General features: G+C 60.9%; 26 protein-coding genes and 2 pseudogenes. 14 read left to right on the forward strand and 14 right to left on the reverse strand.

All coding sequences use genetic code 11. The features are described from left to right. From ACI2JO_RS19190 to ACI2JO_RS19210, 5 genes and pseudogenes are all read left to right on the forward strand, one after another. Positions 1–369, forward strand: a pseudogene (locus ACI2JO_RS19190) (heavy metal translocating P-type ATPase); the annotation flags it as partial. Then, a complete protein-coding gene (locus ACI2JO_RS19195) occupies positions 366–1,115 on the forward strand; it encodes an HAD-IIB family hydrolase (RefSeq protein ID WP_047867289.1) in 750 nt (249 codons plus the stop codon). The pseudogene ACI2JO_RS19190 and the gene ACI2JO_RS19195, both read left to right, overlap by 4 nt. Before the next feature lie 114 nt (positions 1,116–1,229). Next, positions 1,230–1,685: an MgtC/SapB family protein gene (locus ACI2JO_RS19200; protein ID WP_041043235.1), complete on the forward strand. Its 456-nt coding sequence runs from the start codon at positions 1,230–1,232 to the stop codon at positions 1,683–1,685. A 98-nt stretch (positions 1,686–1,783) separates the two neighbouring features. Next, on the forward strand, positions 1,784–2,161 hold the full coding sequence (locus ACI2JO_RS19205) for a hypothetical protein (RefSeq protein ID WP_047867288.1): 378 nt from the start codon (positions 1,784–1,786) through the stop codon (positions 2,159–2,161). Positions 2,162–2,173: 12 nt separating this feature from the next. Next, positions 2,174–2,782 (forward strand): DedA family protein, encoded by a 609-nt coding sequence (locus tag ACI2JO_RS19210; RefSeq protein WP_047867287.1) that lies wholly within the window; start codon positions 2,174–2,176, stop codon positions 2,780–2,782. Positions 2,783–3,041: 259 nt separating this feature from the next. Here ACI2JO_RS19210 and ACI2JO_RS19215 read toward each other — a convergent pair whose 3' ends face one another. The 5 genes and pseudogenes from ACI2JO_RS19215 to ACI2JO_RS19235 all read right to left on the reverse strand — a co-directional run. Then, the gene (locus ACI2JO_RS19215) at positions 3,042–3,518 is read right to left on the reverse strand and encodes a hypothetical protein (protein ID WP_047867286.1); all 477 of its coding nucleotides are present in this window, start codon (positions 3,516–3,518) and stop codon (positions 3,042–3,044) included. An 88-nt stretch (positions 3,519–3,606) separates the two neighbouring features. Further along, positions 3,607–4,440 (reverse strand): DUF3800 domain-containing protein, encoded by an 834-nt coding sequence (locus ACI2JO_RS19220; protein ID WP_047867285.1) that lies wholly within the window; start codon positions 4,438–4,440, stop codon positions 3,607–3,609. A 528-nt stretch (positions 4,441–4,968) separates the two neighbouring features. Continuing rightward, a complete protein-coding gene (locus tag ACI2JO_RS19225) occupies positions 4,969–5,283 on the reverse strand; it encodes a zf-TFIIB domain-containing protein (RefSeq protein ID WP_082132095.1) in 315 nt (104 codons plus the stop codon). 114 nt (positions 5,284–5,397) lie between these two features. Continuing rightward, complete coding sequence (locus tag ACI2JO_RS19230) at positions 5,398–5,721, reverse strand: hypothetical protein (RefSeq protein WP_126053655.1); 324 nt, start codon at positions 5,719–5,721, stop codon at positions 5,398–5,400. A 662-nt stretch (positions 5,722–6,383) separates the two neighbouring features. Next, positions 6,384–6,626, reverse strand: a pseudogene (locus ACI2JO_RS19235) (DUF411 domain-containing protein); the annotation flags it as partial. A 357-nt stretch (positions 6,627–6,983) separates the two neighbouring features. Here ACI2JO_RS19235 and ACI2JO_RS19240 point away from each other — a divergent pair. After that, positions 6,984–7,244, forward strand: coding sequence for a hypothetical protein (locus ACI2JO_RS19240; protein WP_021320008.1), 261 nt, complete (start codon positions 6,984–6,986; stop codon positions 7,242–7,244). A 349-nt stretch (positions 7,245–7,593) separates the two neighbouring features. Further along, complete coding sequence (locus tag ACI2JO_RS19245; RefSeq protein ID WP_202594747.1) at positions 7,594–7,923, forward strand: hypothetical protein; 330 nt, start codon at positions 7,594–7,596, stop codon at positions 7,921–7,923. 79 nt (positions 7,924–8,002) lie between these two features. Here ACI2JO_RS19245 and ACI2JO_RS19250 read toward each other — a convergent pair whose 3' ends face one another. From ACI2JO_RS19250 to ACI2JO_RS19265, 4 genes are all read right to left on the reverse strand, one after another. Then, entirely contained in the window at positions 8,003–8,938 is a 936-nt protein-coding gene (locus tag ACI2JO_RS19250) for an NAD(P)/FAD-dependent oxidoreductase (protein ID WP_016510913.1), read from the reverse strand. Positions 8,939–9,135: 197 nt separating this feature from the next. Further along, positions 9,136–9,357, reverse strand: a complete 222-nt coding sequence (locus tag ACI2JO_RS19255) for a hypothetical protein (RefSeq protein ID WP_010408734.1) — start codon at positions 9,355–9,357, stop codon at positions 9,136–9,138. Between the two features lie 411 nt (positions 9,358–9,768). Then, a complete protein-coding gene (locus tag ACI2JO_RS19260; RefSeq protein WP_010408731.1) occupies positions 9,769–11,052 on the reverse strand; it encodes a glycoside hydrolase family 130 protein in 1,284 nt (427 codons plus the stop codon). 78 nt (positions 11,053–11,130) lie between these two features. After that, a complete protein-coding gene (locus tag ACI2JO_RS19265) occupies positions 11,131–11,769 on the reverse strand; it encodes an acyltransferase family protein (RefSeq protein ID WP_338112991.1) in 639 nt (212 codons plus the stop codon). Between the two features lie 32 nt (positions 11,770–11,801). Between ACI2JO_RS19265 and ACI2JO_RS19270 the strand changes: the two genes are divergently transcribed. Beyond that, positions 11,802–13,145 carry an IS1182 family transposase gene (locus tag ACI2JO_RS19270; protein ID WP_047867256.1) on the forward strand — a complete coding sequence of 448 codons (1,344 nt, stop codon included), beginning with the start codon at positions 11,802–11,804 and terminating at the stop codon, positions 13,143–13,145. On the opposite strand, the gene ACI2JO_RS19275 is transcribed toward ACI2JO_RS19270, so the two are convergent. Further along, positions 13,112–13,744 (reverse strand): acyltransferase, encoded by a 633-nt coding sequence (locus ACI2JO_RS19275; RefSeq protein ID WP_267884838.1) that lies wholly within the window; start codon positions 13,742–13,744, stop codon positions 13,112–13,114. The genes ACI2JO_RS19270 and ACI2JO_RS19275 overlap by 34 nt on opposite strands. A 285-nt stretch (positions 13,745–14,029) precedes the next feature. Between ACI2JO_RS19275 and ACI2JO_RS19280 the strand changes: the two genes are divergently transcribed. Next, entirely contained in the window at positions 14,030–14,428 is a 399-nt protein-coding gene (locus ACI2JO_RS19280) for a flagellar hook-basal body complex protein FliE (protein ID WP_047867255.1), read from the forward strand. Positions 14,429–14,461: 33 nt separating this feature from the next. On the opposite strand, the gene ACI2JO_RS19285 is transcribed toward ACI2JO_RS19280, so the two are convergent. Continuing rightward, the gene (locus ACI2JO_RS19285; RefSeq protein ID WP_047867254.1) at positions 14,462–15,106 is read right to left on the reverse strand and encodes a DsbA family protein; all 645 of its coding nucleotides are present in this window, start codon (positions 15,104–15,106) and stop codon (positions 14,462–14,464) included. A 1,740-nt stretch (positions 15,107–16,846) separates the two neighbouring features. Beyond that, positions 16,847–18,202 carry a hypothetical protein gene (locus ACI2JO_RS19290; RefSeq protein ID WP_035386735.1) on the reverse strand — a complete coding sequence of 452 codons (1,356 nt, stop codon included), beginning with the start codon at positions 18,200–18,202 and terminating at the stop codon, positions 16,847–16,849. Between the two features lie 1,275 nt (positions 18,203–19,477). On the opposite strand from ACI2JO_RS19290, the gene ACI2JO_RS19295 reads away from it, so the two are divergent. The 3 genes from ACI2JO_RS19295 (at position 19,478) to ACI2JO_RS19305 (ending at position 21,123) form a co-directional block, all read left to right on the forward strand. Next, positions 19,478–19,768 (forward strand): hypothetical protein, encoded by a 291-nt coding sequence (locus ACI2JO_RS19295; protein ID WP_126053690.1) that lies wholly within the window; start codon positions 19,478–19,480, stop codon positions 19,766–19,768. A 292-nt stretch (positions 19,769–20,060) separates the two neighbouring features. After that, positions 20,061–20,372, forward strand: coding sequence for a DUF6665 family protein (locus tag ACI2JO_RS19300; protein WP_081614894.1), 312 nt, complete (start codon positions 20,061–20,063; stop codon positions 20,370–20,372). Between the two features lie 169 nt (positions 20,373–20,541). Then, positions 20,542–21,123, forward strand: a complete 582-nt coding sequence (locus ACI2JO_RS19305) for a recombinase family protein (RefSeq protein WP_047867230.1) — start codon at positions 20,542–20,544, stop codon at positions 21,121–21,123. A gap of 23 nt (positions 21,124–21,146) precedes the next feature. On the opposite strand, the gene ACI2JO_RS19310 is transcribed toward ACI2JO_RS19305, so the two are convergent. Continuing rightward, a complete protein-coding gene (locus tag ACI2JO_RS19310; protein WP_047867231.1) occupies positions 21,147–21,356 on the reverse strand; it encodes a hypothetical protein in 210 nt (69 codons plus the stop codon). Positions 21,357–21,386: 30 nt separating this feature from the next. Here ACI2JO_RS19310 and ACI2JO_RS19315 point away from each other — a divergent pair, with 30 nt between their 5' ends. After that, positions 21,387–21,803, forward strand: a complete 417-nt coding sequence (locus ACI2JO_RS19315) for a hypothetical protein (protein ID WP_053058616.1) — start codon at positions 21,387–21,389, stop codon at positions 21,801–21,803. Positions 21,804–21,868: 65 nt separating this feature from the next. Continuing rightward, positions 21,869–24,007 (forward strand): Z1 domain-containing protein, encoded by a 2,139-nt coding sequence (locus ACI2JO_RS19320; protein WP_047867232.1) that lies wholly within the window; start codon positions 21,869–21,871, stop codon positions 24,005–24,007. 44 nt (positions 24,008–24,051) lie between these two features. On the opposite strand, the gene ACI2JO_RS19325 is transcribed toward ACI2JO_RS19320, so the two are convergent. Then, the gene (locus ACI2JO_RS19325) at positions 24,052–24,804 is read right to left on the reverse strand and encodes a GIY-YIG nuclease family protein (RefSeq protein ID WP_047867233.1); all 753 of its coding nucleotides are present in this window, start codon (positions 24,802–24,804) and stop codon (positions 24,052–24,054) included. Positions 24,805–24,927: the final 123 nt, after the last annotated feature.

Here is a 24,927-nt window from a genome sequence, read left to right on the forward strand (position 1 = left end):
GCCGGTCAAGACAAGGTCGCGATGGTGGGCGACGGCGTGAACGATGCGCCGGCGATGGCAAGCGCCACGGTCGGCATCGCGATGGGCGCGGCGGGCTCGGATGTTGCGCTAGAAACGGCCGACGTGGCGCTAATGGCCGACGATCTGGCGCACTTACCGTTCGCGGTCGGCCTCAGTCGGCATACCCGTGGAATCATCCGGCAGAACGTCTTCGTCAGCCTGGGTGTCGTCGCCTTCCTCGTGCCTGCCACCATCCTCGGCCTCGGTATTGGGCCAGCGGTGGCGGTTCATGAGGGATCGACGCTGCTCGTCGTCATCAATGCGCTCAGGCTGCTCGCCTACCGCGATCCGGCGGGGAAGGCGGCATGAAGTGGCTGATCGCCTTCGACCTCGACGGCACGCTTGCCGAGAGCAAGCGGCCGTTATCGGAGGACATGGCGGCGACCCTCGCTCGATTGCTTGCCGTCACCGATGTGGCAGTGATCTCGGGCGGGGACTGGCCGCAGTTCGAAAAGCAGGTCGCTTCACGGCTTCCTGCGGCCGCGGCCCTCGACCGTCTCTGGTTGATGCCGACCACGGGCACAAAACTCTATCGGTTCATCAATGGCGCTTGGCGCGCGGTCTATGCCGAGCTGTTCGACGACGCGGAGAAGGCGAAGATCCGCACGGCCTTCGATCAGGCGCTAACCGATGCCGGTCTCGCCGACGAACGTATCTGGGGCGAACGGATCGAGGACCGGGGCAGCCAGATCACCTTTTCGGGGCTGGGGCAGGCAGCGCCGCTAAAGGAAAAGGAAGCGTGGGATCCCGACCGAAAGAAGAGGACCGCGTTGCAGGCCACGTTGCGCGCGACGCTGCCGGACCTCTCGATCAATCTAGGTGGCACGACATCGATCGACGTGACCAGGGCAGGGGTGGACAAGGGCTATGGCCTGAAGCGCCTGAGTGCTGAAAGCGGCGTCCCGCTCGACGGGATGCTGTTCATCGGCGATGCGATCTTCCCCGGTGGGAATGACTATCCCGCCGCTGAAATTGGCCTCGATACGGTGAGAGTGCGCGACGTTGCGGAAACCACCGCCGTCGTGACCGCCATCATCGCATGTCTGCACCGGTAGGGATCGCCGATGTTCGCGATCTCCGCCTTGGGCCTGAACGTCTGTGGGACTCTCGTCCCGACCTTACCCCTTTACCTCCGGTCTGGAGCAATCGCGTAGAACAGGCAGGCCGACATGTTTCAAAGCTCGTGGTGGGAGATAACCACCCATATCATCAGTCTCGCCGTCGCCTATGCGCTCGCCCTTCCTGTTGGCTGGGATCGCGAGAAGGACGCCCGCAGCGCAGGCATCCGCACATTCCCGTTGGTGGCCATCGCCAGTTGCGGCTTCGTGCTGGTGGGCATCGCGATCCTCGGCCGCACGTCTCCAGCGCAAGCCAGGTTGCTCGAAGGTCTGATTACGGGCGTCGGCTTCATCGGGGGCGGCGCGATTCTGAAGAAGGGCGACAAGGCGTCAGGTACGGCGACGGCGGCCAGTCTGTGGGCGACTGGGGCACTCGGCGCGGCCGTGGGCTACGGCCTATACGACATCGCCTTCATCCTGAGCGCCACCACCTTCCTCACCCTGCGCTGTTCTCGTCCGCTCAAGCGCGCCACCAATGGCGACGTCGGCACCTCGGCGAGCCCATGACGAGCCCTTGGGCGAGCCGATGGACGCGGCCTGTGCGATGCCTTACCCGGCGCTGGGCACCGGCGAGGACCATCGCGGCGCGGGACCGCCAACATCGCTTGCTGCGCTGGGCGACACTGCTGGAGCGCAATCCCCACCAGATCATCGGCCTGCTGTCCCCCTCGTGGGCGGGCGGTGACGCGCGCAGCACGATGGTCGATCGGCCGAGCGCGATCGATGTCGCATGGAGCGACGTGGTGCTGCGGGTGATGGGGTTGGCGGGACGATCGCGCGGTGAAGCAAAATCGTTCTTCGGGTTGTCGGATGCCGAACTGGATCGGATTGCCGCAGGTTCGTGGCGGTGTCCGGTTCGCCCCGCTTGGCAGGTCGCCGTGCGGATCAGGAACGTCGAGTGTCCGCGCCTGGAAAACCGGATCGTAGGGTCCGTTGTCGCCCTCCTGCTCGTGATTTTCGCCATCTCCTATTGGATCTTCTGACGAGGCCAGTTTGTGTTCGACATCATAACATCGATCCTCGCGTCACTCGGCGGCTTTGGCGTTTTCCTGTTGATGCTGGCCGAGAACGTCTTTCCGCCGATCCCGTCGGAAGTGATCCTGCCACTTGCAGGCTACACCGCTGCCCAAGGGCGCGGCTCGCTGTGGGTAGTGGCGATCGCTGGTACCCTCGGATCGGCTACAGGGGCAGTGCTGTGGTACTATGCCGGTCGCTGGATCGGCATCGATCGATTGAAGCGCTTTGCGTCCCGCCATGGCCGATGGCTGACGTTGACGCCCGATGAGGTCGATCATGTCGACCGCTGGTTCGACCGCTACGGTCGTTGGGCGGTTCTGTTCGGGCGCATGGTCCCGGGGGTCCGGACCCTGATTTCCGTACCCGCTGGGGTCAGCGGGATGCCCCTTGGCCCATTCTTGGTCTCGACGCTCGCAGGCTCGGCCATATGGACCGTTATCCTCGTGCTGGCGGGCTATGAGCTGGGCGAGCGCTATAGTCAGGTGGCGAACGTCATCGAACCGGTGAGCAACGCCGTGCTCGCGCTGGCCGTCATCTGGTATCTTTGGCGGGTCGTGATGTTCGGGCGATCAAGAGGTGGCCATTAATGGCTGGCCTGCTGCCCATATTCCCTGCCGGACTTTGGCTCATGGCAGCTTCGATGCTCATCCGCATCACACGTTTCGCACGCGCCTTTAGCTTGATCTCTCCGGCCAGCGCCCTCGTTCTCATCAGGTGGGTCGGTAGACTTTACCGCAGCGGGTTTCAGGCATGGCGTCGCAACGGGGGAAAGTGGCGTTGGGCTGGAATATGGAGAGGATCAACATAATGGGGAATAGTAAGCAGTGGGTGGCCATCGCCGCTGCCCTAACGATCATTCTGGCCGGTTGCGGGGTGATTAAGCCGCGAGATGCGGGTTATTTCCGCTTCCACGCGGACGAGGCGAGACTGGTCGTCACACGCTGCGAGCGGGGTCAGGAAACCGGCAGCGACTGCGAGGCGGCGGCGCAGGCCGTGGCCGATCTCGACGCGGCGGCGCGGCGACAGCCCCCTACCCAGTCCAGACGCTGATGCTCCCGATCGGCTTGCGGCGCGCGGCGAGAAGCCGCGCGCGTCCCGTATCGCGTCGATCGGCTCACCAGTCATAATGTCGATGGCGTGGCGCAGCGGGATCATGCGGGCCGCCATCGCGTCGCGGTAGCCCCAGGCATCGGCATAGACGGTCGGCTCGGCCGCCAGATAGGCCATGACGATCAGCATATCGTCGGAAATAACGGCATCGCAGTTGCAGAGGTGGAGGGCAGCGGCGTGAACGGGTTCACCCCGCGCGCTGGGCGCGTCCATAGGTGTGCCACGTGGCACACCCGTCTTCATCGTTGGAACGATGCATCCGACCCGGCTGAGCGATATGCCGGAGGAATGACCTGCCGGATCACGCTGTCGTGTCGTCGTTGTCCGAAACAGGCTGTGCGAGACCCGTATCGACGACGGCGGGCAGGGCTTCCACCGTTTCGACTTCGGCGGCAGCCGTTTGCAGGCGGATCGAGCTTCGCACCGATGCCGCGTCGAGCCGATCCTGAAAGTAGGTCTGCGACCATGCCATGTCAGCCCATTCGTCGGGACGTGCTTGATAGGCGCCGACGCGACCAACCAGACCGCACAGCCAGTCGGCGCACTGGCACGTCTGGTAGCGTTCGCTTTCGACTTGGAAGGGAGGCTCGATGATGCGGCGGCGGGGGGAGGGGCCGCCATACATGGCTTGGCTCGCGCGGGTCAGGATAGCCTCGCGATCCTGATGCTCGTCCATGACGATGACCATATCGGCGTTGTTCTGATCGGCATATTGGTTGAGGCGCTTCATCGCCTCGCCCAGAACCGTGAGGTAGAGCGCCTGCGCCTTGAACTCCGCGACGGGGCGGTTCTTCTCGAGTCCAACGTAGAAGACATGTCCGCCGCACGCGCGGATCTTGTTGAGGATGCGATTGGCCGCCGTGCGAACCTGTCGATATTTCTCGACGTTCATGGTGGTGAAGAGGGCCGAGCCCTTCTTCTCCCATGTCGCGGGATGCTGGCCGCTTTGCCCGATCTCCCAAGCCAGCATGTTGCATTTGAGCTGGTAGAACCAGGTCGAGAACTGGCGAACGGACGATGCGGGGAGTATCATGCCGCCGAGCCCGAAGACGGGACTGTCATTGTATGCGGGATCGTCGCGCGCGACATACGGACCGATGTGGCCGAACTCGTCAAGATAGGCGAAATACAACATACAGGTCCCCAGAAACGCGAAAGCCCACGCTAAGCGTGGGCCTCGGAATTGGGGCAGCCCGTGAGCCGCGTCCGCCGATGGATATGAGGGATAGGCCCGGTTTTGTCAAGCACGGTTGCTGAGTAGACCTGCCATTCTAACGCCGGCTGACTTTGCTCGCATGGTCAGGATCGCGGTAGTCACCGTGCCAGTCATGCTCCGCGGCGACGGGATCGACCGAAGTTGAGAGCTTCGGCACCCTGAAGGCGGGAGGCAAAGGTTTGTACACAGGATATGGGAAGGAGACGGCTGGGTAGCCGCCATAGTTTCCGCCCTCATAGGCGTGGCCCCGTCCCAGTTCACCCCACCATGGCTCCCGCTCCAGCTAACGCCGGCACCATGTGTGTTACGTTGCGCAAGCGCAGGCGAGGTCGCCAGACCTGCGATGATCAACGCACCTAACCCAAGGTAAATCTTCCTGATCACGGTGGACTCTCGCTCATTGCCCTATGCCCGGCATCGACCGAGCGAAGTTCTGTTCCGGTTCGCTCAATGCCGGAACAAGCCTCCAAGGAATCCACCACGGCGATAGCCGCCGTGGTGGCTCTCACGATGCCCGCCATGATGCTCATCGCCATACCCGCCGCCCCAAGGTCCCGGCTGGACATAGCCTGGGCTCGGCACGGGAGGGACCGAACTCGGCTGAGGCGGAACGACAGCCGCTTCGTAGGCGGCATTGCGCTCGATGATCTTGTCGAGCTCACCGCGATCGAGCCAGATGCCCCGGCACTGCGGGCAATAGTCGATCTCGATCCCCTGCCGGTCGGCTAGTACGAGGTCCACACGGCACACTGGGCAAAGCATGCCCTGCGTTCGCGAGGTGGTCGGGTTCGAGGCAGATGATAAATCGGCCATTACAAAACTCCTTATGCCAAAGTACCCCGCCTGCTAGCGGGATGCCCTTGCGCCCTAGCGAACTCAGTAGCCGTAGTAGCGATTCCCGCCACGATGTTCGCGGCGCTCGCGACGCTCATGCCGCTGTTTTTCCCGCCATTCGTGACGTGCGGCTCGAGCGTTGTAGGCACGATCGTCATAACGGTGGTCGTTGTAGCTACGGTCGTTGTAGCCATAGCCCGGCCCGCGATCGTGATATCCGCCGGATCGCTCATAGCCCGAGCCATCGTAACCTCGGGCATGCGCCTCGCCCCGATAGGTCTGCCCACCATATCCACCATAGGACTGAGCCATGGCCGGTGAGCCGAACGTGAGTGCAGCTACTGCGGCGATCAGGAAGCGTTTCATGATCATTTCCTCAAAGCGGAGTGGCCGGTCGCCACGCCTTAAGGGTGTCGTAGACCAAGCGGGATGAATGCGGTGGGAACCGAGCCGGCAGGCGTCATTCATCTGCTACGTAAGTGGTCAATGATGCCCCCCGCCATGGCCCCCACCGTGTCTCCCTCCATGATGCACTCCGCCGAAGTGGCCGCCGCCAAAGCCAAACCCTAGCCCGAACGATCCATAGCGCCGGCCGTAATAGCCTCCTGGATAATAAGCGCGACGGTAGTCGGCCGCCGACACCGCGACTACGCAGGTCGGCACTGCGCCTGTGAGATCAGAGAAAGGCGCGTTCGACGGAACAGGAAGCGGGCCGAGGGCGACCGGACCGGCTTCAAGGCCAATGGGCTGGGCAAGGACAGCGCCCGGTGTGGTGCAGGGCACCCGGTAATAAGCATAACGGGGTGCATATCGCCCGGTCGCACATCCTGCCAGCAACGTGGCTGAACCCACGGCGAGGCCGATCAGCCTCAATGTCGGAAACGACATCGCTCTCTCCTGCCGGTGAACGCCGCTACCGGCTTGTTTTCATGGCTTCTTATTAGGCCATGCAGCCCGCCGCGCCAAGCCGTCCGGATTATCCCGTCGGCCTTTGTCCTCCGTTATTCGTGCCAAGAGTCTTCATGTCTTCAGTGCCGGGCGAACAGCCTTTGCTCTGCCGGCCCAAACGCAACGACCGCATAGGGCTGGGCCGGTCTGCCCGGCATTTCCATCCCCGGCGAGCCTAGCGGCATTCCTGCAACGGCAAGACCTCGAACCCACTTGGGACGCTGCGTTAGAGCACGCTTCATATCCACGATCGGAACATGACCCTCGAAGGCCATCCCATCGACCAGCGCGGTATGGCAGGAACTCAAATCGGTCGACACGCCTACATGTAGGCGCTTGCAATCGTAGCGGCGTCTGCTCGCAAACGGAGCGATTTTCTGCTCACCCTTTCTGCCACTGGCGCATGGCCTCGTGCTCGAATTATCTGCCAGTGTGCTCGCCATCATCCGGCGCTGCTTGCAAACGGGGCGTCGTGCTCACACTCCCTGCCAGTGGGTTCTCCAAACCCGTCGCCGGCAGACGCTTTTGCGAAGCGGGTTTCCAGAACAGTTTTGACACGCGGCGGGCCGCAGAAATGCGTTGCGGTCATGGCCCGCCGGCAGGATCGTCAGAAAGGAAGGTTTTCGCGAACAGGGCCAGCGCATAATAGGCGATGACACCACGCAAGCGGAAAGGGTGCGATGACCAAAACCGAAATGCTGGAGACGATGAAACGCCTCGACGCCCATGCGAATGCCCTGCTGCTGATCGGTGCTTCCGATATCGATCTGCTCGGCGGCATGTTCGACGTGATGCCGGACTTCAAGGCGCTGCTCGATGCCGGATACGGCGAAGAGATCGAGAGAAACGCCGGTCGCTTCCCCGGCCTGCACCGCTACGCCGTCATGCTCTCAAATATCGCCGAAGGGATCGCGGACGGCTCCATCCGGGTGCCACGCTGACGCCACTCCCGCTGGCAGATAATGTGAGCAGGCGACCATGACTGCGAGCAGCGCCGGATGATGGCGAGCACATTGGCAATTAGCGTGAGCAGACTGCTCCGCCCATTGTCAGATAATCCGAGCAGAAAATCGCTCCGTTTGCGAGCAGACGCCGCTACGATTGCAAGCGCCTACAGCTAGGTGAGGGGTAGCGGCAGGCGTCACCTCTCACACGTGCCGCTCAGCAAAATATGGTGACAGGATCGTCACCGATGTCGGCGTGAACAGTTGCTGACAGATGCATTCAGAACTGCTTCAACCCGAACAACTTACCAAGGTCTCACGTGATTGAACGATGAGGAGAACAGAAATGTTCGGCAAAATGTTTGCGGCTGTCGCACTGGTCGCCTCTACAGCTGGTGCTCTTGCACCAAGCGCGGCGCTTGCCCGGGATCGCAACCATAGCGGTTGGCAGAATCGAGATGGTCATTCTCAGCGCGGGTATGGCAACCGTGGGTATAATCGTCGTGGTGGGCATGGTTATAACACTGTCAACAGGCAATATAACGGCAATCGCAACGGTTATTATAATAACAGTGGTTACTACCCTCGACAGCATGGCTACGAGCGGCAGCATGGGTATGATCGCAGCTATAATCAGCGCTACCAAGGCGGCCACGACAACTACCGCGGTCACTGATCTAGGTTCGCATCCCGAGACTTAACCGGATCGGGATGCGAGCACTTATGTTATATTTTCGGTCGATGCTCCAACCGGCTTACTTGTCCTCGCTGGCGCGGAGCGAGTTGTGAATCGCCGTCGCTGCCTGCGCGGCCTGACCCATTGCAACGCTGATCTGATCGAGACTTTCGACGACATCGCCAGCCGCGTACAAACCGCTAACCGAGGTCTGTTGATGGGCGTCGGTGACAACGCAGCCGCCTTCGCCAAGCTTCACGCCGATCCCGGCGACGAGTTGCGTATGCGGCGAGGAGCCAAGTGCCGGATACAGGGTATCAAACGAGAGGCGACGCCCATCTGCCAGTCGAACCGCGATCTGATCGCCTTCGATCGATATCTGGTTCACCGCTTCCTTGATGACGTCGACACCGAGCCTAATAAGCCGCGCCTCATCCGGCCAGGAGAGTTCGGGCGAGCGCTGCGCCAGCAGCGTCACCCGCGCGCCATAGGGGCGGAGGAACTCGGCCTCGGCAGCACCATGATCGTCACAGCCCAGCACAGCGATATTGGCGCCCTTCGCTTCGTAAGCGTCGCACACCGGGCAATAGCGGATCAGGCCGCGCGCCAATGCAGCATCGTGCGACGCCTGAGGCATTGAAGGCCGGTGATTTCGGACGCCGGTCGCCAAGATCACGGTACGGCCTTGCCAGCTTGTCGTTTCCGTCGCGACGGAGAACCCGTCCTCGACGATCGCCAGGCGAACCACCTTGCCCTGCTCGATCGTCGCGCCGTAAGCCTGTGCTTGCCGTTTCATCCGCGATAGCAGATCAGCACCACCAATCCCGTCTGGAAAGCCCGGCAAATTGTGTGACCGCGGAATCGAACTCGCACGCCCCGCTCCCGCGTCGATGACGACACAGTTGCGTAGAAAGCGCCCGAGATAGGTCGCGGCCGTCAGTCCGGCGGGGCCACCGCCGATGATGATGCAATCCACGTTTTCCTGCGACGTCGACGTGTCAGCTGCTGTACGCATAAAGCCATTCTCCCAAGCCGGCTCTAGCGCGCGCTCTATTCACATTTACGTGCGCACGGCGTTCGTCCCTCACACGCCGGGTGTCGCGTAGGATGATTCCTGTCCCGAATACGCCCGGCAGTCGTCATCCAAGCAAAGTCGGATGGTGTCGCTGCGGCTACGCTTCCCGTACGAACAAGCTCGAACAGATCGGCGCGTCAGTGGCCGCCATGACCGCCGCCCCCACCATGACCGAAGCCGCCGCGATGGCCAAAGCTGCCACCGTGTCCATAACCACCGCCGTGAAGTCCGAAGCCGATCCCAATCGAACCATAGAAGGGCGACCCATAGCCGGGATAGCCATAATAGGGATCGTAATAGCCCCCGCCCCCCCGATAGCGCGCATTATATGCCAAATTTTGGGCGGGCACCGCGATCATGCAAGCTTGCACATTTTGCGCGGCTGGGCCGCCGGGTCCCCCGGGACCGGGCGTGGCTGGAGGCGCGTCCGGCGCTGACAAGGGCTGCGCTACGAAAGCTCCCGGCGTATTACACGGCACTGCGAAATAGGCGATGTTACGGCTGGGCGGCCCATAGGTCGCGCACCCGCCGAGCGCCGCTGCGAGTCCGGAAAGTGCCGAAAGCTTCAGAATCTGCGGTGACATGCGAAAGCCTCCATCGCTTGGGCCTGGATCACGATAGTCGCCAAGGCTGCAAGGCGCATGCACCGCCTCAAACGCTGCTGCGGATCCAGGCGCTGGCCGGAACCACCGACTGACCAGGCGCACCAGAACCGCTCATATTATTAAATACGCAATCGGCGGTGAAATCCCTCAAGGCACGCCGCCCAATCACTCCATCACTGCGAGCAGATCGTCGACCGTCGTGGTCGCGAACGCGGTGAAGCTGTCCGCCACTGCGTAGGGGAGCAGTAGATCGCGGCCGACGACGAGCGCGCCGCAGCTGTAGACGACATTAGGAACATAGCCGTCGCGCTGTTTAGGGCTGGGAGCCAGAACCGGGCGAGGCGTCCGCGCCAAAAGCTTCGAGGGGTCGTTTTTGTCGAGCAGGCAGGCGCCGATGCAGTAGTTGCGCACCGTGCCAACCCCGTGCGTCAAGACGAGCCAGCCCTCGTCCACCTCGATCGGTGAGCCGCAATTGCCCATCTGGACAAACTCCCACGGATACCGCGGCTCGATCAGCTTGGCGCCACCGCCCCAGTGGAGGATGTCGTCCGATCTCAGTAGCCAGATGTTCTTGTTGTCCTGGCGACCGAGCATCGCGAACAGGCCATCGATCCGACGGGGAAAAAGCGCCATCCCCTTGCCCAATGAGGCATCGCCGGTAAGCGCGCGCATCTCGAACGTTCTGAAGTCGGTCGTGGTCAGCAGCTCCGATCGCGCCTCCGCGCCGCTGAACGCAGTGTATGTACCATGGTAGGCGAATGTGCCGTCGCCTTCGTCAAAGCGGACCAGCCTGAGATCCTCGATCCCCTGGCGTTGGCTAGGCAGCACGGGAAACAGCACAGTTTCCGACAAGGTCTCGCTGCCGTCATACCGAAGCCGGGCGAGGTCGTCTGTATCGGCACGCTCGATAATGGGCTGCATCGACACCGAGCTGGGATCGTCCACAACCAGCGTGCCGCCCGGCTTCCACCGCCCCGTACGGAAGGTAACTGAAGACAGATGGCCCTCGCCGATCCCGCGCAGCGAGAGGATAAACCGAACCTCGCCATCGCCAACGTCGCTTTGGTCGGGATGCAGCACGGCGCTGGGATTGAACAACGCCGCGCTCTCATAGGCGTATTCCTGACTGAAATAGGCTCCGATCAGTCGGCGTCGCGCATCGTCGCAGCGATCGGCGCCGTCGAAGTGATCGGCGACCTCGTCAAAACGCCGCCGCAGCATCGTGTCGACGTCGCGGTGGTTCTCATCCAGGGACGCGGTGACGCCCTCCAGCTGACGGGTCAGCTCCGCCTCGCCGAGCGACAGGATCAGATTGACCGTTTCCTGAGTGCGGGTCGTGCCAGCGTCGAAACCTCGCGGATAGCCGGGCTCAAACGGCCTGACCAGGGTACGCGACGGGTCGGGCCGTAGCGTCACATGAGGAAAACGGAGCTTAGCGCGCTGGATCATGTCTGGCTTTCTCGAATTGCGGTATGTGAATGGGCGGGCTTGGCCATCAAAGCGGATCCTCGTGGAATCATTAAGCCTCTACCCAGGTTGGAGATGCCGCAGTACCGCAGCGTTCAACCGGCGCCTCAGCGGGATATCGATGCGCGTGGCCATGAACCAGGACGCGGTGCAGAGTGCAGCCAGCAGGAGAATCCCGGACCAGGGAGCGGGTAATTGCGGCAGACCTGGTAGAAGTTTGGGCAGGCCCATTACCCCAATCGTGAAGACGGGGATTTGCAAGACATAGATGGGATAAGAAATTTCCCCGAGGAAAGCGCACATTCCTCGGCTTGGTACAGGGTTGCGTCCAATCGAAGCGGCTACAATCAGTGGAAAGACGAGCAGCACGCAGGCCGCATCGAATAACCCCCGCAAAACAGGTGATATGGGTGAACCAAGGGCACCGACCGTGATTGCGATGATGATGATTTGGGGTAATTTCACGGAAAATAGCGGTGCTAGTTTTCCTGTCTCCCGCGCGCGATGAATCAAAACTCCGACAAAGAATGAAAAGGTGACCCTGATTGCGGCAAGATGAGCATCAGGCCAATATGCTCCTCCATTGAGATTGCCGCGAACGAGCGCCAATGCCAAAAGCATCAAACCCGATATACCAACGATCACTCCCAGTCGAGACTGTTGAAAAACGCGTGCTTGCGACGGCGATGGAGGCGTGATTCACTCTTGGCAGACGGCAAGGGATCACGGACATGATGGGACGGCAGGTGGCACAGGGCGCGCTGTTCTACGGCTTCCGGCTTGATGAGCATGTGCCGGTTGACCACCTGCTCCGACGCATCGACGGCGTGTTGGACTTCGGCTTCGTGCGCGAGGCACTGGCGTCGAGCTACAGCGCGAGTGGGCGACCCTCGATCGACCCGGAGCTGATGCTCAGGATGCTGCTGGTTGGCTATCTGTTCGGCATCCGCTCGGAACGGCGTTTGTGCGAGGAGGTGCACCTCAACCTCGCCTATCGTTGGTTCTGCCGGCTTGATCTGGCCGACCGGGTGCCCGACCACTCCACCTTCTCCAAGAACCGGCACGGCCGCTTCCGCACCTGCGACCTGCATCGCCTGCTGTTCGAGCAGGTGGTCGCACGATGCGCCGTGGCCGGGCTAGTGGCGGGGCGCGACGTGGCGGTGGACGGCAGCACGATCATGGCCGACGCCAGCCGCGAGAAGAAGCTGAAGGGGGCCGACGCCGCAGACGAGCTTCGTGGCAGGGAAAGCATATCGCGACCCGTCGCCGAATACCTGGCGGCGCTCGATGCCGCGTTGCCGCCGGGCCCCGACGAACCGGCGCCCGTCGATCCGACCAGCATATCGCCGACCGACCCGCAGGCGGCGCTCACCTGCAAGCACGGACCGGCGCGATACGCATACGCCATCAACCCCCTGCTTGACCTCGACACCGACTGCATCCTCGACGTGGAGGCCACGCCCGCCCGCTTCGCAGCCGAGGTGGCGGCGACCCGGACGCTGGTGTCACGCGCCGGCACCAGGCTGGGCATCGAACCCGCCAGTCTCTCGGCCGACAAGGCGTACGGTAGCGGTCCGCTGCTCCGCTGGCTGATCGACCGGAACATCACGCCATACATCCCGGTCATCGACCGGACCCGCCAGCGGGACGCCTTCTTCACCCGGGATGCCTTCCGCTACGACCGGGAAGCGGATGCCTACCGCTGTCCGGCGGACAAGCTGCTCGGCTATTGCGGCACCAACCGGACCAAGCAGGTGCGCGTCTACCGAAGCCGGCCGGCCGATTGCGCCGCCTGCGAGCTGAAGCCGCAATGCACCATCGGTCCGAAGCGGGGTGTCACCCGGCTCGTCAGCGAGGAAGCCCGCGATACCGTGCGCGCCCTTGCCGGCACCGACGCCTATGTGCACGCACGGCGTCGAAGACAGCGGATCGAGCGCGTGTTCGGCCATCTGAAACGCAACCTGGGGCTACGAACGCTCAAGCTGCGGGGCCTGTCAGGAGCCGCCGAGGAGTTCACCATGGCTGCCGCGGCATACAACCTTCAGTTGCTCGCCCGGCAGGCCGCGGCGGCCTGATACGCGGCGTATCCCCGGTGGCCGGCGTCACCAGCCATCCGCCACGCCGATTTCGCGCAAGCCTTTTTCAACGGTCTCAGTCGTTTGTGAGTTAGAACCCCAAAACCAAAGCCGTAAGCAGCGTTCGCGAACAGCTCGAATGAAAGAGTCCAAGCTACGAAGTTGGCAGGAAACAGCGGTTGGTAGGGGATGCCCACAGGCGGCGATGGCAACATCACGAAGTTGAAGACGCTGGACAGTATTATCTCTGCTGCGAGATGATCGTTTCGATAATAGTATGCTAATTCAACGGTGCCCAGCGCCAGGGCCAGGATATAGAATGGGTAAAGGCGTATCAGCCGAGTGACGATGAACGCTCTGCCACCCATTCCGTCTTGAAGCCTTACATCGTAAGCGCGGGCGAGCACGAAGCCGCTCATGACAAAAAACAGGTCAACGGCAAGGTATGCTCCGCTCGCTACGAAAGGCGCAAAGGCTTGCGGATAATGCAAGGTGATGACGCTCATAGCGGCGAGACCGCGTAGAACGTTGAGGATATGAAAGGACCGTGATCGCTCTTCCGCCGTTCGTTCGGCGCGATGCGTTGCAACACAGGCCATCTCGTGATCCCCAACCGCGGGCCGACCCCAAGGTTGTCTGAACATGACAGGCCGCATCTTATTTTACGCGACGGCGAAGCTTACCCCTCAGGGTTCTTCGGCGGTGCACGTTCCAGAGGCGCACACGAGCAGACCGGCAAGCCTCTTCGCCCCGAGCAACGCGGCTGCGCCGGTCCCCTTAAAACATCGGCAATCTGTCCTAAGGTTTTTAACCATCTCGTAACGCTTCCCAGCTACCGTTTCGCTTGGGAGATTGTTGTGAGCAATATTTCGGTCAGTGATGTCATGGCCTTGCGAAGTGCGGTTCTCGACCGGAATTCCGCCCTCCGAAATGTCGTCAACAGCAGTGCGGCGTCGCCGGCAAGCGCTGGCGGGATTGCAAGGCCTACGTTTGATGCGGCCATGAGCCAAGCGCTGCAAAAAGTTGAAGGCCCTGGCTCAGTTGGCTCGGCTACTGGAGCGAATAGCAGCTTCGCATCGACAATTGTAGAACAGGTGCTAAAAGTAAACGAAACAGGTGCAAAGGCCGGGGCGTTGACGGTCGCCTATGAACGGGGCGAAACCACCGATATCGCAAAGGTTATGCTTGCCCGGCAAGCGGCTTCAATCGGGTTTGAGGCGACGCTGCAAGTGCGCAATAAGGTTCTCTCAGCGTACAAAGACATAATGAGCATGGCAATTTAACAAAAACCAGATCGGTAGGTGTGCAGTCCAATATCATTTCCTCGAACTGCGTGCGCGCGCGAACAGCCTAAGGAAATCAGCTTTGTCGATAGCGCCCACTACCAGCACCGATCCGGCAAGGTAGCCCGGTGTCCCCGCCAGCCCGAGGGTGAGAGCCTGCGCCCCATTGGCACGCAGCTGCGCCATGATCTGCTGGTCGTGTGATATTAGGTAAGCACTTATACGCTTCCAATTACCGCCTGCTTTTTCGACGATATCTTGCAAAACGCTGTCGCTGATGGTTCTGCTGTCGATCATGAGCTGCTTGTGAACCGCCGGGTAAATACCCTGCTCGGCACTTGCGAGCGCAACTTGCGCAGCGCGCTCCGAGGGCGGTCCGAAAATTGGCCAGTCCTTGTAGATGACGCGGACATCTCCGTCGCTCAGGATCGCTTCCTCCATGGCCGGGAATGCACGCCTGCACGCAGGGCATCGATAGTCGGTAAAGGCCGCCAAACGGAGCGACGCTGTAGGCGGGCCACTCGCAGGAGATCTTCGGTCGTCGAAGATAGCCGCCAGTGCCTCGGGATTAGCGACATCCCGGCCGATCGGTGCAGTTCGTTTCAGGACTGAGCTGACGGCCCATCCACCGGCAATCAGGGTCCCGAGTTGCAGCATCTGTCGTCGATCTAAGGCCATGGTCAATCTTTATGCCCTTCAACCTCAACCGCTAACGAATACGGGAACCTGGACCGACTGGAATGGTTAACGGCTTCTGAACGGATCGATAGATGTAGCGGCTCGCAATGATGATCGCCTGGAACTGCAATAAAGGGGTCGGTACATAGAACGGACCCAGATATACGCTCGGTTTTTGAGAGCATGCCTGGCTTGAGGCTTAGCTCTCGTTAGCGCTCGGATATGACATCGGTCATCGCGGCAACCAGTTCGCCCGTCGCTCCTCCAGCTTCCCACGCATAGACAGACAGTACTAGTGGTGCTTCTGCAGCGAAGATGGGGCTGGTGCGAACGGCATGTGCCCCCGTCGTGCTGATCGGCAGAACTGATACTCCTAACCCGGCCTCAATCGCTGACAAGGCTACATTTACGCCGCGATGGCATTTTCTGCTGCGGTCGAAGCGCTCAACATTGTTTCGAGGCGACGGGCAGAGAGAAGCGCGGCCTTAACGGACCGGAGCGTTTAGCGTTTCAAGGGTCAACGGCGCTGAAAACCTTGCTGACCCCCATCGCCGGCACCGTGTGTCGGCAGGCAGGGCGTATCGCGATGCTAGATGAATATGTAGGTCTGCTCAACGTAAGACAGCGCATCCCGAAAAAGCGGTCCGGCCCCTAATAACCTTAGACGGTATCCGGGTCCCCCCAAGCAGAGGAATTGCGTCATTTTCCGTCCGTTTCCCGGAATATGGTATGAAGCCACTTTAACAGGAGCGTCGCTGACAAGATGGCAATCCAAGGAACTAAAGGGTCCGTTTGTTCGGATGAGCCTACCTGAGCGAACCCAATTGCGACGATCAGTGTAGCCATCGTAACGGCTGTTAACAATATTTTGCCAGCTCTCGCTTCTGCTCGCCAGAGTAAATCTACAAGCAGAGCTATGGTTAGGGAAAGCAAAATACTAATAAAGCTAATAATCAGGAGCTCCAATTTTGCTTAGTAGAAAAAGCTGAATATATTTGTAATAATAAAAACTTACTGGGGTCGGTTCCGGCTGAGGGCGAAATGACACCCTAAGTGGACTGACTGGGTTGGGGGTAGGCGGCATTCGCGACGCCAGCGAAACTGGCTATGCAGCCCGGACAGGCCGTGTGATGTATGAGCATGATCCGATCTGCCTGCATCGCCGCTGCGCTCGTCCTCGGCCAAGCCGCGCCCTTGGCGGCACAGGACGCTCCGCGGGCATACGATTTCCAGGAACGGACTCGCGCACTTGCATTCGACCCGGTCCGCTTCTTTCCCGAACGGTCCGAACCGGCAATGGCGGTCCGCTACCTGGGAGACGATTACGGCTTTCCGGTTTACGCGATCGCAGTCCGTAGGGGCTGCACCGATGCCGACCTAGGCGAGGCACGCCGGACATGCGGAGATCGCCTGATAGCCCGGATGGTCCGTTCACCCTACGTAGGCAAACCGCCAAGGGCGCGAGTCCGCGGGCAGCGACTATTTGCCATGATCGCAAAGTCACCGCCGCAAAGCGATGATGCCCTGCTCCGTTTGCTCGATAAGGCGGGACTGGAGTGGCTAGAGGCCGACATTCGCAAATGTCCCACTGCAATGGCGCACCTCGCGACTGGACAAGACCTCAGGTTCTCGTCCGTGTTAAATCAGACCCGCCAGATGGCCCCTGTGCATTATTTGGACACAGACTCACGGTAGGCCGACACCGGCTGGTGCCTGCCAGTTTTTGCGGGGATCGAAGCGCTATTTGCGCAGCTTCTCGATACCGAGTTCTCGCCACATCCAGGTGAAATCGTAAGTGGCCATCGGATCATTCGGATCCGGCTGACTGCCGCTGCGGTTCTCCAGATGCTTCAGCCATGCCGAAAGACGTTGGCGGCCCGCTGCGGTCCGGGCTGCAGCGCGCGGCGTGATGTCGCCTAGCATGCCGACGGGCTCGTCCAGCGTAGCGCGATACTGACGATCGAGCATGGCATGGACGAGTGGGGTTGCCACCTCAGGCGCGATGGCTGGTGCCGGCTCAGGCCGGTTTTCACGATGTGCGGTCATGGCCTGTTCGACAGTCTCGATCGTGCTAAGCGGCGTGCCGACCAAGTCGCCCAATGTGTCTGCCAGGAGGGCCGTGCCGCGTGCCGCACGCTCGGCGGAGGTAACGGCCAGGATCAGCGCGCGCCCTTTCAGCTCGATATTGCCCAGCACCGGCGTGCCGTCCATCATCGTCACACCCCAGGCCATGTGGCCTGTGCCCTTCCGGGTCGATGTCGTTTTTTCGCCAAGCCAGTTCCAGACATGCGAAGTTTCGCGCTGCATGGCTGGCAAAAGATCGAGCTGGTCGCCGATCAGCGCATGGGTTGCGCCCCGCGCAAAGGGGAACCGGACGCGGTGGAACACCACTTCCTCACCATCGCCGTTGTGCAGCGTCGGTACGGTCATCGCACCCATTGCCCGGGGCACGACGTCGAACAGCCATGCCGTACTGAGGAGTGAAGGAAGCGCGCGCAGCTTGGCGTCGGTGAGCGCCAGCTGGCTGCACGGACTGCGCTTTCCCTCCACGCGCCGAAGATCGGCCATGAGAGCGTCGGTTGCCTCCATCGTGAACGATAGCACCCCACCCGATAGGAGATGCTTTCCGCCCACAATGACGACCCGCGTACCGATCCTGTCCCATTGTTTGAGCGTCTGCGAGGCGCTGCGTTCGGTGACGCGGACCGCGTCACCGCCCCGGATGAGATCACGAACAAGAAATCCGCTGCCAGCCTCGACGTCGCTGACCTCGTAGAGGCTCATGACCGAAGATTGCAGCGCACGCATATAGAGCTTGGCGGGGCCGGCCTCATTCCAGCCGCGACGTCGGATATAATCGTCGACGAGGTTCAGCGCGCCGGGTTCGACGGTCCGCGTCAGGAGATCTTCGAACGCGCATCCCCACAGTACGCCGGCCCAATGGTCGCTGACGATCTCGACAAGGTCTTCGAACTCGAACTCGAATTCCTCCATCGCCGGTCCAAGATGATCGTCCAGGGCATCGCGCAAATGGTCGGCCCAGGCGGGCGATGTGGCGAACTTCATGATGCCGGACAGGTCATGGCCGCGCTTCATACTCACTCTCCTTGCTGCTGGCGGTGCGCGGCCACGATGCGCGAAACGGTAGGGGCTGTTGAAAAATGCGCCGCTGGTGGCCGGGTCCGGTTGGGGGCGGAATGACACCCCAACGCATAGCGATCCCGTCTCGCATGGGATGGTGAAACGGGAATGAGCGCGCGTCAGCGTCAGCGACCAACCGACCACGCTTTAACCTCGTGAGAAGGGTCTCGCCGTTATCTGGCACAATGCGAGCCACCCTATTACTAGCACCATTGCTTGCCTTGTCTGCATGTGGGTCCAGTGGAAGTGCCACTTTCGACCAGATGACCGGGTCGAAGTGGGCAAATACGCTGGAGGGCTGCGCAAGTCAGTTCACGACGTTTGAAGACCGCACCATACGCATGCGGTATCCAGACGGGAGCTTGGACTTCGGTAAAATCGTCATAGTTGGTGATGCGCCACCGCGGGATACGATACTGACCGTTGAGCCGTCTGAAACAATAAAGAACGCCGCTGACAAAAGGTCTGCCAAGCGCCTACCCGACGCTGTGACCATGGGCTTTCAGCTAAACGGCGACCGTTTGCATCTTAGAGCCATGGTTGGTGGCGATCGCGGCGAGATCGGCGGAGAGGTCCTGCCGGAGAGCATCGAGGGACGACTGTTCAATCTGGTAAGGTGCCCTCGCTCATAGCTCCCTTCCCGAAAACGAACGGCTACCGAGACGACGACCACCGTCCCAATGGGATGGTCAAACGGGAATGTGCATCTGTGAAGTTAACGTTGCGGATGTCCGCGGCGCCACTATCGTGCTGGCCTGGCTTGCCTGATCGCTGAGCGTGGGTGATGACCGATCCGTTTGCATCCCGGATGGCAGACCTTGATGCGCTTGTGAGGAACTGCGTCAATGCGGGAGTGTTCGGATCGGGCATTGTCCGCGACACCTCCAACAGGACCGGGCGCGACTGGCCCTGGTGGAGCGTTCAGGTTGAACACACCAAGGTGGACGGGGCGGAGAGGCGTCGGAAAACGGCGGAGATCAGGCTCAATTCGCCAGCGCCCGGTGTTCCGTCCGCATTCAAGGGCAATTGGATTGCCCGCATCTGGTGCGGAGAAAACAGCGATCGCTTCACTGCCCGTGGCGATCGGTGCATACCCTGGACGATGCCTTCGGCGGAGAATTCGAGCGGGTTGTCGCGGAACTGCTGCGCGAGGCAGACGATGCACTTGCCAAGGCCGATTGCCGGGATCGTGGATGACCTGGCAGAGTGCCGCAGAAGGGATGTATTTCGATGAAAGCAGGGATGTGCGGTATCGCCGCGGCAACAGCGTTGTTTCTGGCGCTGCCCGCGGCCGCGCAAGTGCAATATGATACCACGCAGCTCGATCAGCGAGCTGACGTCGAACGCAACCGCATCCTTTTGAACTCGACAGTGGGAAAGAAGCAGCGCGCTGCCGCCAGTCGCGATAGCGTTGCTCAAAAGCAGGCCTGTGCCAGTCGCACGCGTTTTCGCCGCGAATATGGACCCGACAATCCCAAGCTGAAGCGTCTAGAGACGCTCTGCAAACAGGCAGGCTATTGATGCCAGGCAAAGCGGATCAACACATACGTCAGAAAATCGTCGTCATGATGCGGCCGCGATCGATTACCGTAAGGGATGCGATCCGCGCCGGCTCCTAAATCGGACAAGGATTTGCTGGAAAGCCCTACTTTCCCGATTAGAAACGGCGGGCGAGACGGCCGGAGCCGTCTCGCTGGGGATCGGAAAATGGGAATATCGCTCGATCGATCAATGTCGATGCGATCGGATTGTCCGGAAGCCTTGCAACCCGTAGGGTCACCGCCCGACTGACTCGATTGGAGAACACAGGGCTATGTCGTTTAGGCTCCCACAGAACCTTGACACTGCATTCCCGTCCGATCGAGCGCTTGATGCCTTTCATAGCGAGGTTCTGGCCGAGAAGGCGGCATCTCTTGGGCGAGCGGGTAAGTTACTTGCGACAAGGCTGACCCTTCTTGCTGAGCCAGTCTCTGGCGAGGATCGAGATTCATTGCTACAGTCCGCCGCTGATGCCGCTCATGCTTACTTTATCCAACGCGAACTGTGCGGCCTATATAACAATCAAGCAATTATCGAGGACTATGAAATACCCAAAGAGGTGCTTGCTCGAATGGGAGTGAGATAAACTCGGCAGCCGCCGCTTTGATGATTGATGTCTTTCCCGATTGGGAACCAGTGACGGGAATGCCGAGCCGCCGATCGCGCTGACGGACGCCTGCGGGTTCCGCTTTCCCAAAACCTGTTCCCGATTTACAATTCCCGAAACTGCCGATTTTGACGGGGAAACGGGAAAGATGCTGATCGGCTATGCGCGTGTCTCGACGGCCGATCAGGATTTGACGTTGCAACTCGATGCACTGGCAAAGGCCGGGTGCGAGAAGGTGTTCACCGACAAGGCGAGCGGTGCGAAGATCAACCGGCCGGGGCTGGTCGAGGCGCTGGGCTTCGCACGCGCCGGCGACACGCTGGTAATCTGGAAACTCGATCGGCTCGGCCGCTCGATCCAGGGTCTGATCGCGCTGGCTGCGGACCTGTCTGAGCGGGGGATCGACTTTCGATCGCTGACGGATGGGTTCGACACGTCGACGGCATCGGGCCGGCTCCTGTTCCACATCCTCGCATCGGTCGCGGAGATGGAACGCGAGCTGGTAAAGGAGCGGACGATCGCCGGGCTGGCGGCGGCGCGCGAGAAGGGCAGCACGGGGGGAGGGCGCAAGCTGGTGATGACACCCGACAGGATCGACACGGCCCGCAAACTGCTCGCCGTGGGCGAGAAACCGGCGCGGGTCGCGAAGCTGCTGGGCGTCGGCCTCTCTACCTTCTACCGGCAATTCCCGGCGAGCGAACGGGAGGCCGCGTCCAGCACCGAAGGGTGATGCCTAGCCACCCGCGCGTCCGATTATGCCGGCGATTGTGAGGCCACCTTCACGGTGCGAGGCCATTGGAACACCAGCGTGTCGCTCTCGTCACGAACCTCGACGCGCTCCGCCAAACCCATGTCAATGATCTCGCGGGCGTGATCCTGGACGGCGGTCAGGGGATGACCTTTCCAAGTCTCACTACCATCCCGGCGGTGTCCGTTGTTGAAGCGGATGATCTGGTAATCCATCGATCGGTCCTTTGGATGCGAGGGGTGAAGATGAACAAGCTGACCAGCGACGCCATCGAGGTCGTCAACCGTAACGCACTCGTCACGGTCGCCCTGAACCAAGGTTATAACGCCTATCTGCCTGTCTATGACAACGGCATCGACCTGATCCTGCACAACGAGGCCACGGGCGACACGCGGCTTGTTCAGCTCAAGGGTCGCTGGACGATCAATCAGAAATACCTTCGCCGCAATATCTGGATCGCCTTTCCTGATCGCGGCAATTGGTATGTCGCTCCCCACGATGAAATGGTCCGGCTCGGCGAGCGCCACACTAGGACCGCGAGTTGGGCAAAAGGCGAATATAGTAAGATGCCGCTCAGCGAGACCGACTGCGAAGACCTAGCAGAATACCGCTTCGGCGACCCAGAACCTGTGATTGCGGAGGCGGAGAAGCTGATGCTGTAAGGTACGTTGCGGGGCGCCTATATTACGAGCCAGCGCAACTCATGAACAGCGAAGGGGGAGGAACAATGACGGGGTTCTATGCTCGGTTGAGGCAGACCCGCGGCGATAGCGACGAGCTGGCCGCGTGCATCGAGCGCGTCGTCAACCAGCTCGAGGATGTCGATACGACCGGTGATCGGCCGGGGATGCTCCTGGGCAAAATCCAGTCGGGCAAAACGCGCGGGTTCGTGGGGGCGATTGCGCGTGCGTTCGATCGGGATTTCGATATCGCGTTGGTGCTGACCAAGGGCACCAAGACCTTGTCAGCGCAGACCGTTGCCCGCCTTAGCGCCGATTTTGCCGAGTTCATAGACGAGGACGAGATGATCGTTCTCGATATCATGAAGTTGCCTGGTAAGCTGACGCGCAGCGAGCTGAAGCGCAAAATCGTCATTGTGGCGAAGAAGCAGGCGCAGAATCTTGACCGCCTAATCGAATTTATGGAGGCCCATGCCGATCTGCAAAAGCGCAAGGTGCTGCTGATCGATGATGAAGCGGACCTCGCCAGCGTCCGGTTCGTGCGCAAGCGCGGGCAGCAAGCTATCGAGCAGGGCGCCATCGCTGAGAAAATGGACGATCTGCGCCGCATGGTTGAGGGCATTGCCTTCCTCCAGGTGACCGCGACGCCTTACTCGCTCTACCTCCAGCCGGAGGGCTATGAGGCAGCCAACGCCGGCGGCAACTTCGTGTTCAAACCCAAAAAGCCGGCGTTTACCGAACTGCTGCCGATCCACGGCGGTTACGTCGGAGGCGACGATTATTTTGGTGGCCACGATACCGACGATCCGCGTCACCACCTCATCGTAACGGTCAGCGACTTGGAGCAGGATGCGCTTCGCCGCCCCGACAAGCGACGCATTCATCCGAACTCGGTGTTGGACAGTCCCAACACCGTCGGTCTTCGGCGCGCCATCATCACTTTCGTCCTGGCCGCGTGCGTGCGGCGCTGGCAGCAGCACGAGGCCGGCGAGCGCAAGCGCAAGTACGCGATGATAATCCACAACGATACGCAGAAGGCGGCGCACGCTTGGCAGGATCAGGTGATCGAATGGATTAGCGAAGCGATCTTGGATCACGCGGAAAACGATCCGGAGACGCTGCGGCCACTGTTCGATGCGGCTTATGATGACCTCGATACGTCGGTCAGCGCCGACAAGGGTCGTATGCCCTCGCGCCAAGAGGCGTTCGAACTTTTTATTGATGCGCTGCAAAGCGATGACGTGGTGCGGGAGACGGTGAACTCCGACAAGGATGTGATGGCGCTGCTTGACACGCAAGCCGAGCTGAAGCTGCGCACGCCGTTTAATATCTATGTCGGCGGCAATATCCTCGACCGAGGCATCACCATCCCGAACCTGATCGCCTTCTACTACGGCCGAAACCCCCGAACGATGCAGGCTGATACCGTGCTTCAGCACTCACGCATGTATGGCAACCGGTCACGGCCCGATCTGGCGGTGACGAGGTTCTACACGTCGCAAGGGGTGTATGATCGGCTGTTCACGATCAACGGCTTTGAGAACGCGCTACGGGAAGCTTTCGAGACGGGCGCCCACGACCGCGGCGTCGTGTTCATTCAGACCGACCCCTTGCAGCGGGTGCGCCCGTGCGCGCCCAATAAGGTGATGCTCAGCTCGGTGGTGCCGGTCCGACCGAACGGCATGGTTTTGCCCACTGGGTTCCAGACGATCCGCGGTCGGGCAATGGCCGCGGCCCAGGCCAAGATCGATGCGCTAATTGATCCTCGATGGATCAACGCCGCCGGTTTCGCCGAGCTGGACCGCGCCCGCGCGATCGAGATTATCGACGCCATCGAGGAGACGATGGAGTTTGACGACACGGAGTTCGAGTGGGACGCCATGCGCGGCCTGATCGACTATTATTCCGACGTTCGCGACGGCGGCGACGGCAACCTGGTCGTGCTAGCAGAAACAGGGCGTCGGCTGACCAAAGGGGGTTCCGGTGACAAGTCCGGCCGCTCGATCTTGGGCACCGCGCTTCGATCAACCGTGATGGACCCTGGACGCTCGAAACCGGCGCTGGTGCTGCTACAACAGGAAGGCACTAAGGAGCAGGGCTGGAGCGGCCATAAGTTCTGGTGGCCTATCCTGGCAGCCCCTGCCGATGTGGAGCCCTGCATCTTCGCAACAAAGGTTGCGGCTTAGAAGCAGGCGAGGGGGAGCGCCGACACGCAGGCACCCGCGATGAGCTACTCGTCGGTGTCGGCGCCATCTTCCCGCTCCACGGATTCTGCGCCCCCCAGGGCCTGATATCGTCGATCGGCAAGCCATTGCAGGCGCTTTGCCTGGATCAGCATGACCCGCCGCAATCCACCTTGAACCTTTCGCTCGGCGATGACCTGGGCAAGTCTGGCGATGATGAGCGCACGTCGGGCAATCCTAAAATCAGGGTGCGAGCGGATCGCGAACACCTCATCAGAAACGATGCGTCCCCTGAACGATGGCGGTGCCTCGATCTCGACCTTCGCCAGCGGTGGGTCTTTCTCGTTCAGGATAGCTTTGAATCGGCTCTTTTCGATCGCCTGATCGTAAACCTTACGCTCCAGTGCATTGAGTTGATCGACGGCCGACTCCCATGCCGCCCAACGCGCGTCCGTCTTGCTTCTCGGCTTCGACACCTCTTGTAGGGCCGGAAGCGGCCAAACCTCGATCTCGTACACCTCGAAAGGGTCAAGCACAGACATAGCAACGGCATCGGTGCGTTGATTGGTCAGATGGCGCCGGATGCGAGTGCGAAGCTGCTCGTTAGTTTGCCCGACGTAGATCGGTTCCCCGTCATAATCGAAGAAGGCGTATACGCCCCACTTGAAGTTGCCGACTTTCGACGCAGCGGCAGCTCCTTCGGCGGTGAAGGCACTATCAAGATAACGTGCGAGATTCTTACGCAAATCCTCCGTTTCAAACGGAGGGAAGTTGATCTCGTCTGGATTCCGACCGTCCATGCACGCTCCACGTTTCAGTGACATATAGCTCGGCAGGGGAATAGGCGCGAGCCCGATCGGCCTTGCAAATTAGGAACACATGTAGAACATACTGGACAAGGTCAAAATGTGGCGCCACAATGG

Source organism: Sphingomonas sp. NPDC079357, from assembly GCF_044901155.1.
Classification (GTDB): domain Bacteria; phylum Pseudomonadota; class Alphaproteobacteria; order Sphingomonadales; family Sphingomonadaceae; genus Sphingomonas.

Excerpts from the sequence above, each read along its gene's own strand:
- ACI2JO_RS19195 (WP_047867289.1), top strand. The coding sequence starts at position 366 with ATGAAGTGGCTGATCGCCTTCGACCTCGACGGCACGCTTGCCGAGAGC.
- ACI2JO_RS19200 (WP_041043235.1), top strand. The coding sequence starts at position 1,230 with ATGTTTCAAAGCTCGTGGTGGGAGATAACCACCCATATCATCAGTCTC.
- ACI2JO_RS19215 (WP_047867286.1), bottom strand. The coding sequence starts at position 3,518 with ATGGACGCGCCCAGCGCGCGGGGTGAACCCGTTCACGCCGCTGCCCTC.
- ACI2JO_RS19220 (WP_047867285.1), bottom strand. The coding sequence starts at position 4,440 with ATGTTGTATTTCGCCTATCTTGACGAGTTCGGCCACATCGGTCCGTAT.
- ACI2JO_RS19225 (WP_082132095.1), bottom strand. The coding sequence starts at position 5,283 with ATGCTTTGCCCAGTGTGCCGTGTGGACCTCGTACTAGCCGACCGGCAG.
- ACI2JO_RS19230 (WP_126053655.1), bottom strand. The coding sequence starts at position 5,721 with ATGAAACGCTTCCTGATCGCCGCAGTAGCTGCACTCACGTTCGGCTCA.
- ACI2JO_RS19240 (WP_021320008.1), top strand. The coding sequence starts at position 6,984 with ATGACCAAAACCGAAATGCTGGAGACGATGAAACGCCTCGACGCCCAT.
- ACI2JO_RS19245 (WP_202594747.1), top strand. The coding sequence starts at position 7,594 with ATGTTCGGCAAAATGTTTGCGGCTGTCGCACTGGTCGCCTCTACAGCT.
- ACI2JO_RS19250 (WP_016510913.1), bottom strand. The coding sequence starts at position 8,938 with ATGCGTACAGCAGCTGACACGTCGACGTCGCAGGAAAACGTGGATTGC.
- ACI2JO_RS19255 (WP_010408734.1), bottom strand. The coding sequence starts at position 9,357 with ATGATCGCGGTGCCCGCCCAAAATTTGGCATATAATGCGCGCTATCGG.
- ACI2JO_RS19260 (WP_010408731.1), bottom strand. The coding sequence starts at position 11,052 with ATGATCCAGCGCGCTAAGCTCCGTTTTCCTCATGTGACGCTACGGCCC.
- ACI2JO_RS19270 (WP_047867256.1), top strand. The coding sequence starts at position 11,802 with ATGATGGGACGGCAGGTGGCACAGGGCGCGCTGTTCTACGGCTTCCGG.
- ACI2JO_RS19275 (WP_267884838.1), bottom strand. The coding sequence starts at position 13,744 with ATGGCCTGTGTTGCAACGCATCGCGCCGAACGAACGGCGGAAGAGCGA.
- ACI2JO_RS19280 (WP_047867255.1), top strand. The coding sequence starts at position 14,030 with ATGGCCTTGCGAAGTGCGGTTCTCGACCGGAATTCCGCCCTCCGAAAT.
- ACI2JO_RS19285 (WP_047867254.1), bottom strand. The coding sequence starts at position 15,106 with ATGGCCTTAGATCGACGACAGATGCTGCAACTCGGGACCCTGATTGCC.
- ACI2JO_RS19290 (WP_035386735.1), bottom strand. The coding sequence starts at position 18,202 with ATGAAGCGCGGCCATGACCTGTCCGGCATCATGAAGTTCGCCACATCG.
- ACI2JO_RS19295 (WP_126053690.1), top strand. The coding sequence starts at position 19,478 with ATGAAAGCAGGGATGTGCGGTATCGCCGCGGCAACAGCGTTGTTTCTG.
- ACI2JO_RS19300 (WP_081614894.1), top strand. The coding sequence starts at position 20,061 with ATGTCGTTTAGGCTCCCACAGAACCTTGACACTGCATTCCCGTCCGAT.
- ACI2JO_RS19305 (WP_047867230.1), top strand. The coding sequence starts at position 20,542 with ATGCTGATCGGCTATGCGCGTGTCTCGACGGCCGATCAGGATTTGACG.
- ACI2JO_RS19310 (WP_047867231.1), bottom strand. The coding sequence starts at position 21,356 with ATGGATTACCAGATCATCCGCTTCAACAACGGACACCGCCGGGATGGT.
- ACI2JO_RS19315 (WP_053058616.1), top strand. The coding sequence starts at position 21,387 with ATGAACAAGCTGACCAGCGACGCCATCGAGGTCGTCAACCGTAACGCA.
- ACI2JO_RS19320 (WP_047867232.1), top strand. The coding sequence starts at position 21,869 with ATGACGGGGTTCTATGCTCGGTTGAGGCAGACCCGCGGCGATAGCGAC.
- ACI2JO_RS19325 (WP_047867233.1), bottom strand. The coding sequence starts at position 24,804 with ATGGACGGTCGGAATCCAGACGAGATCAACTTCCCTCCGTTTGAAACG.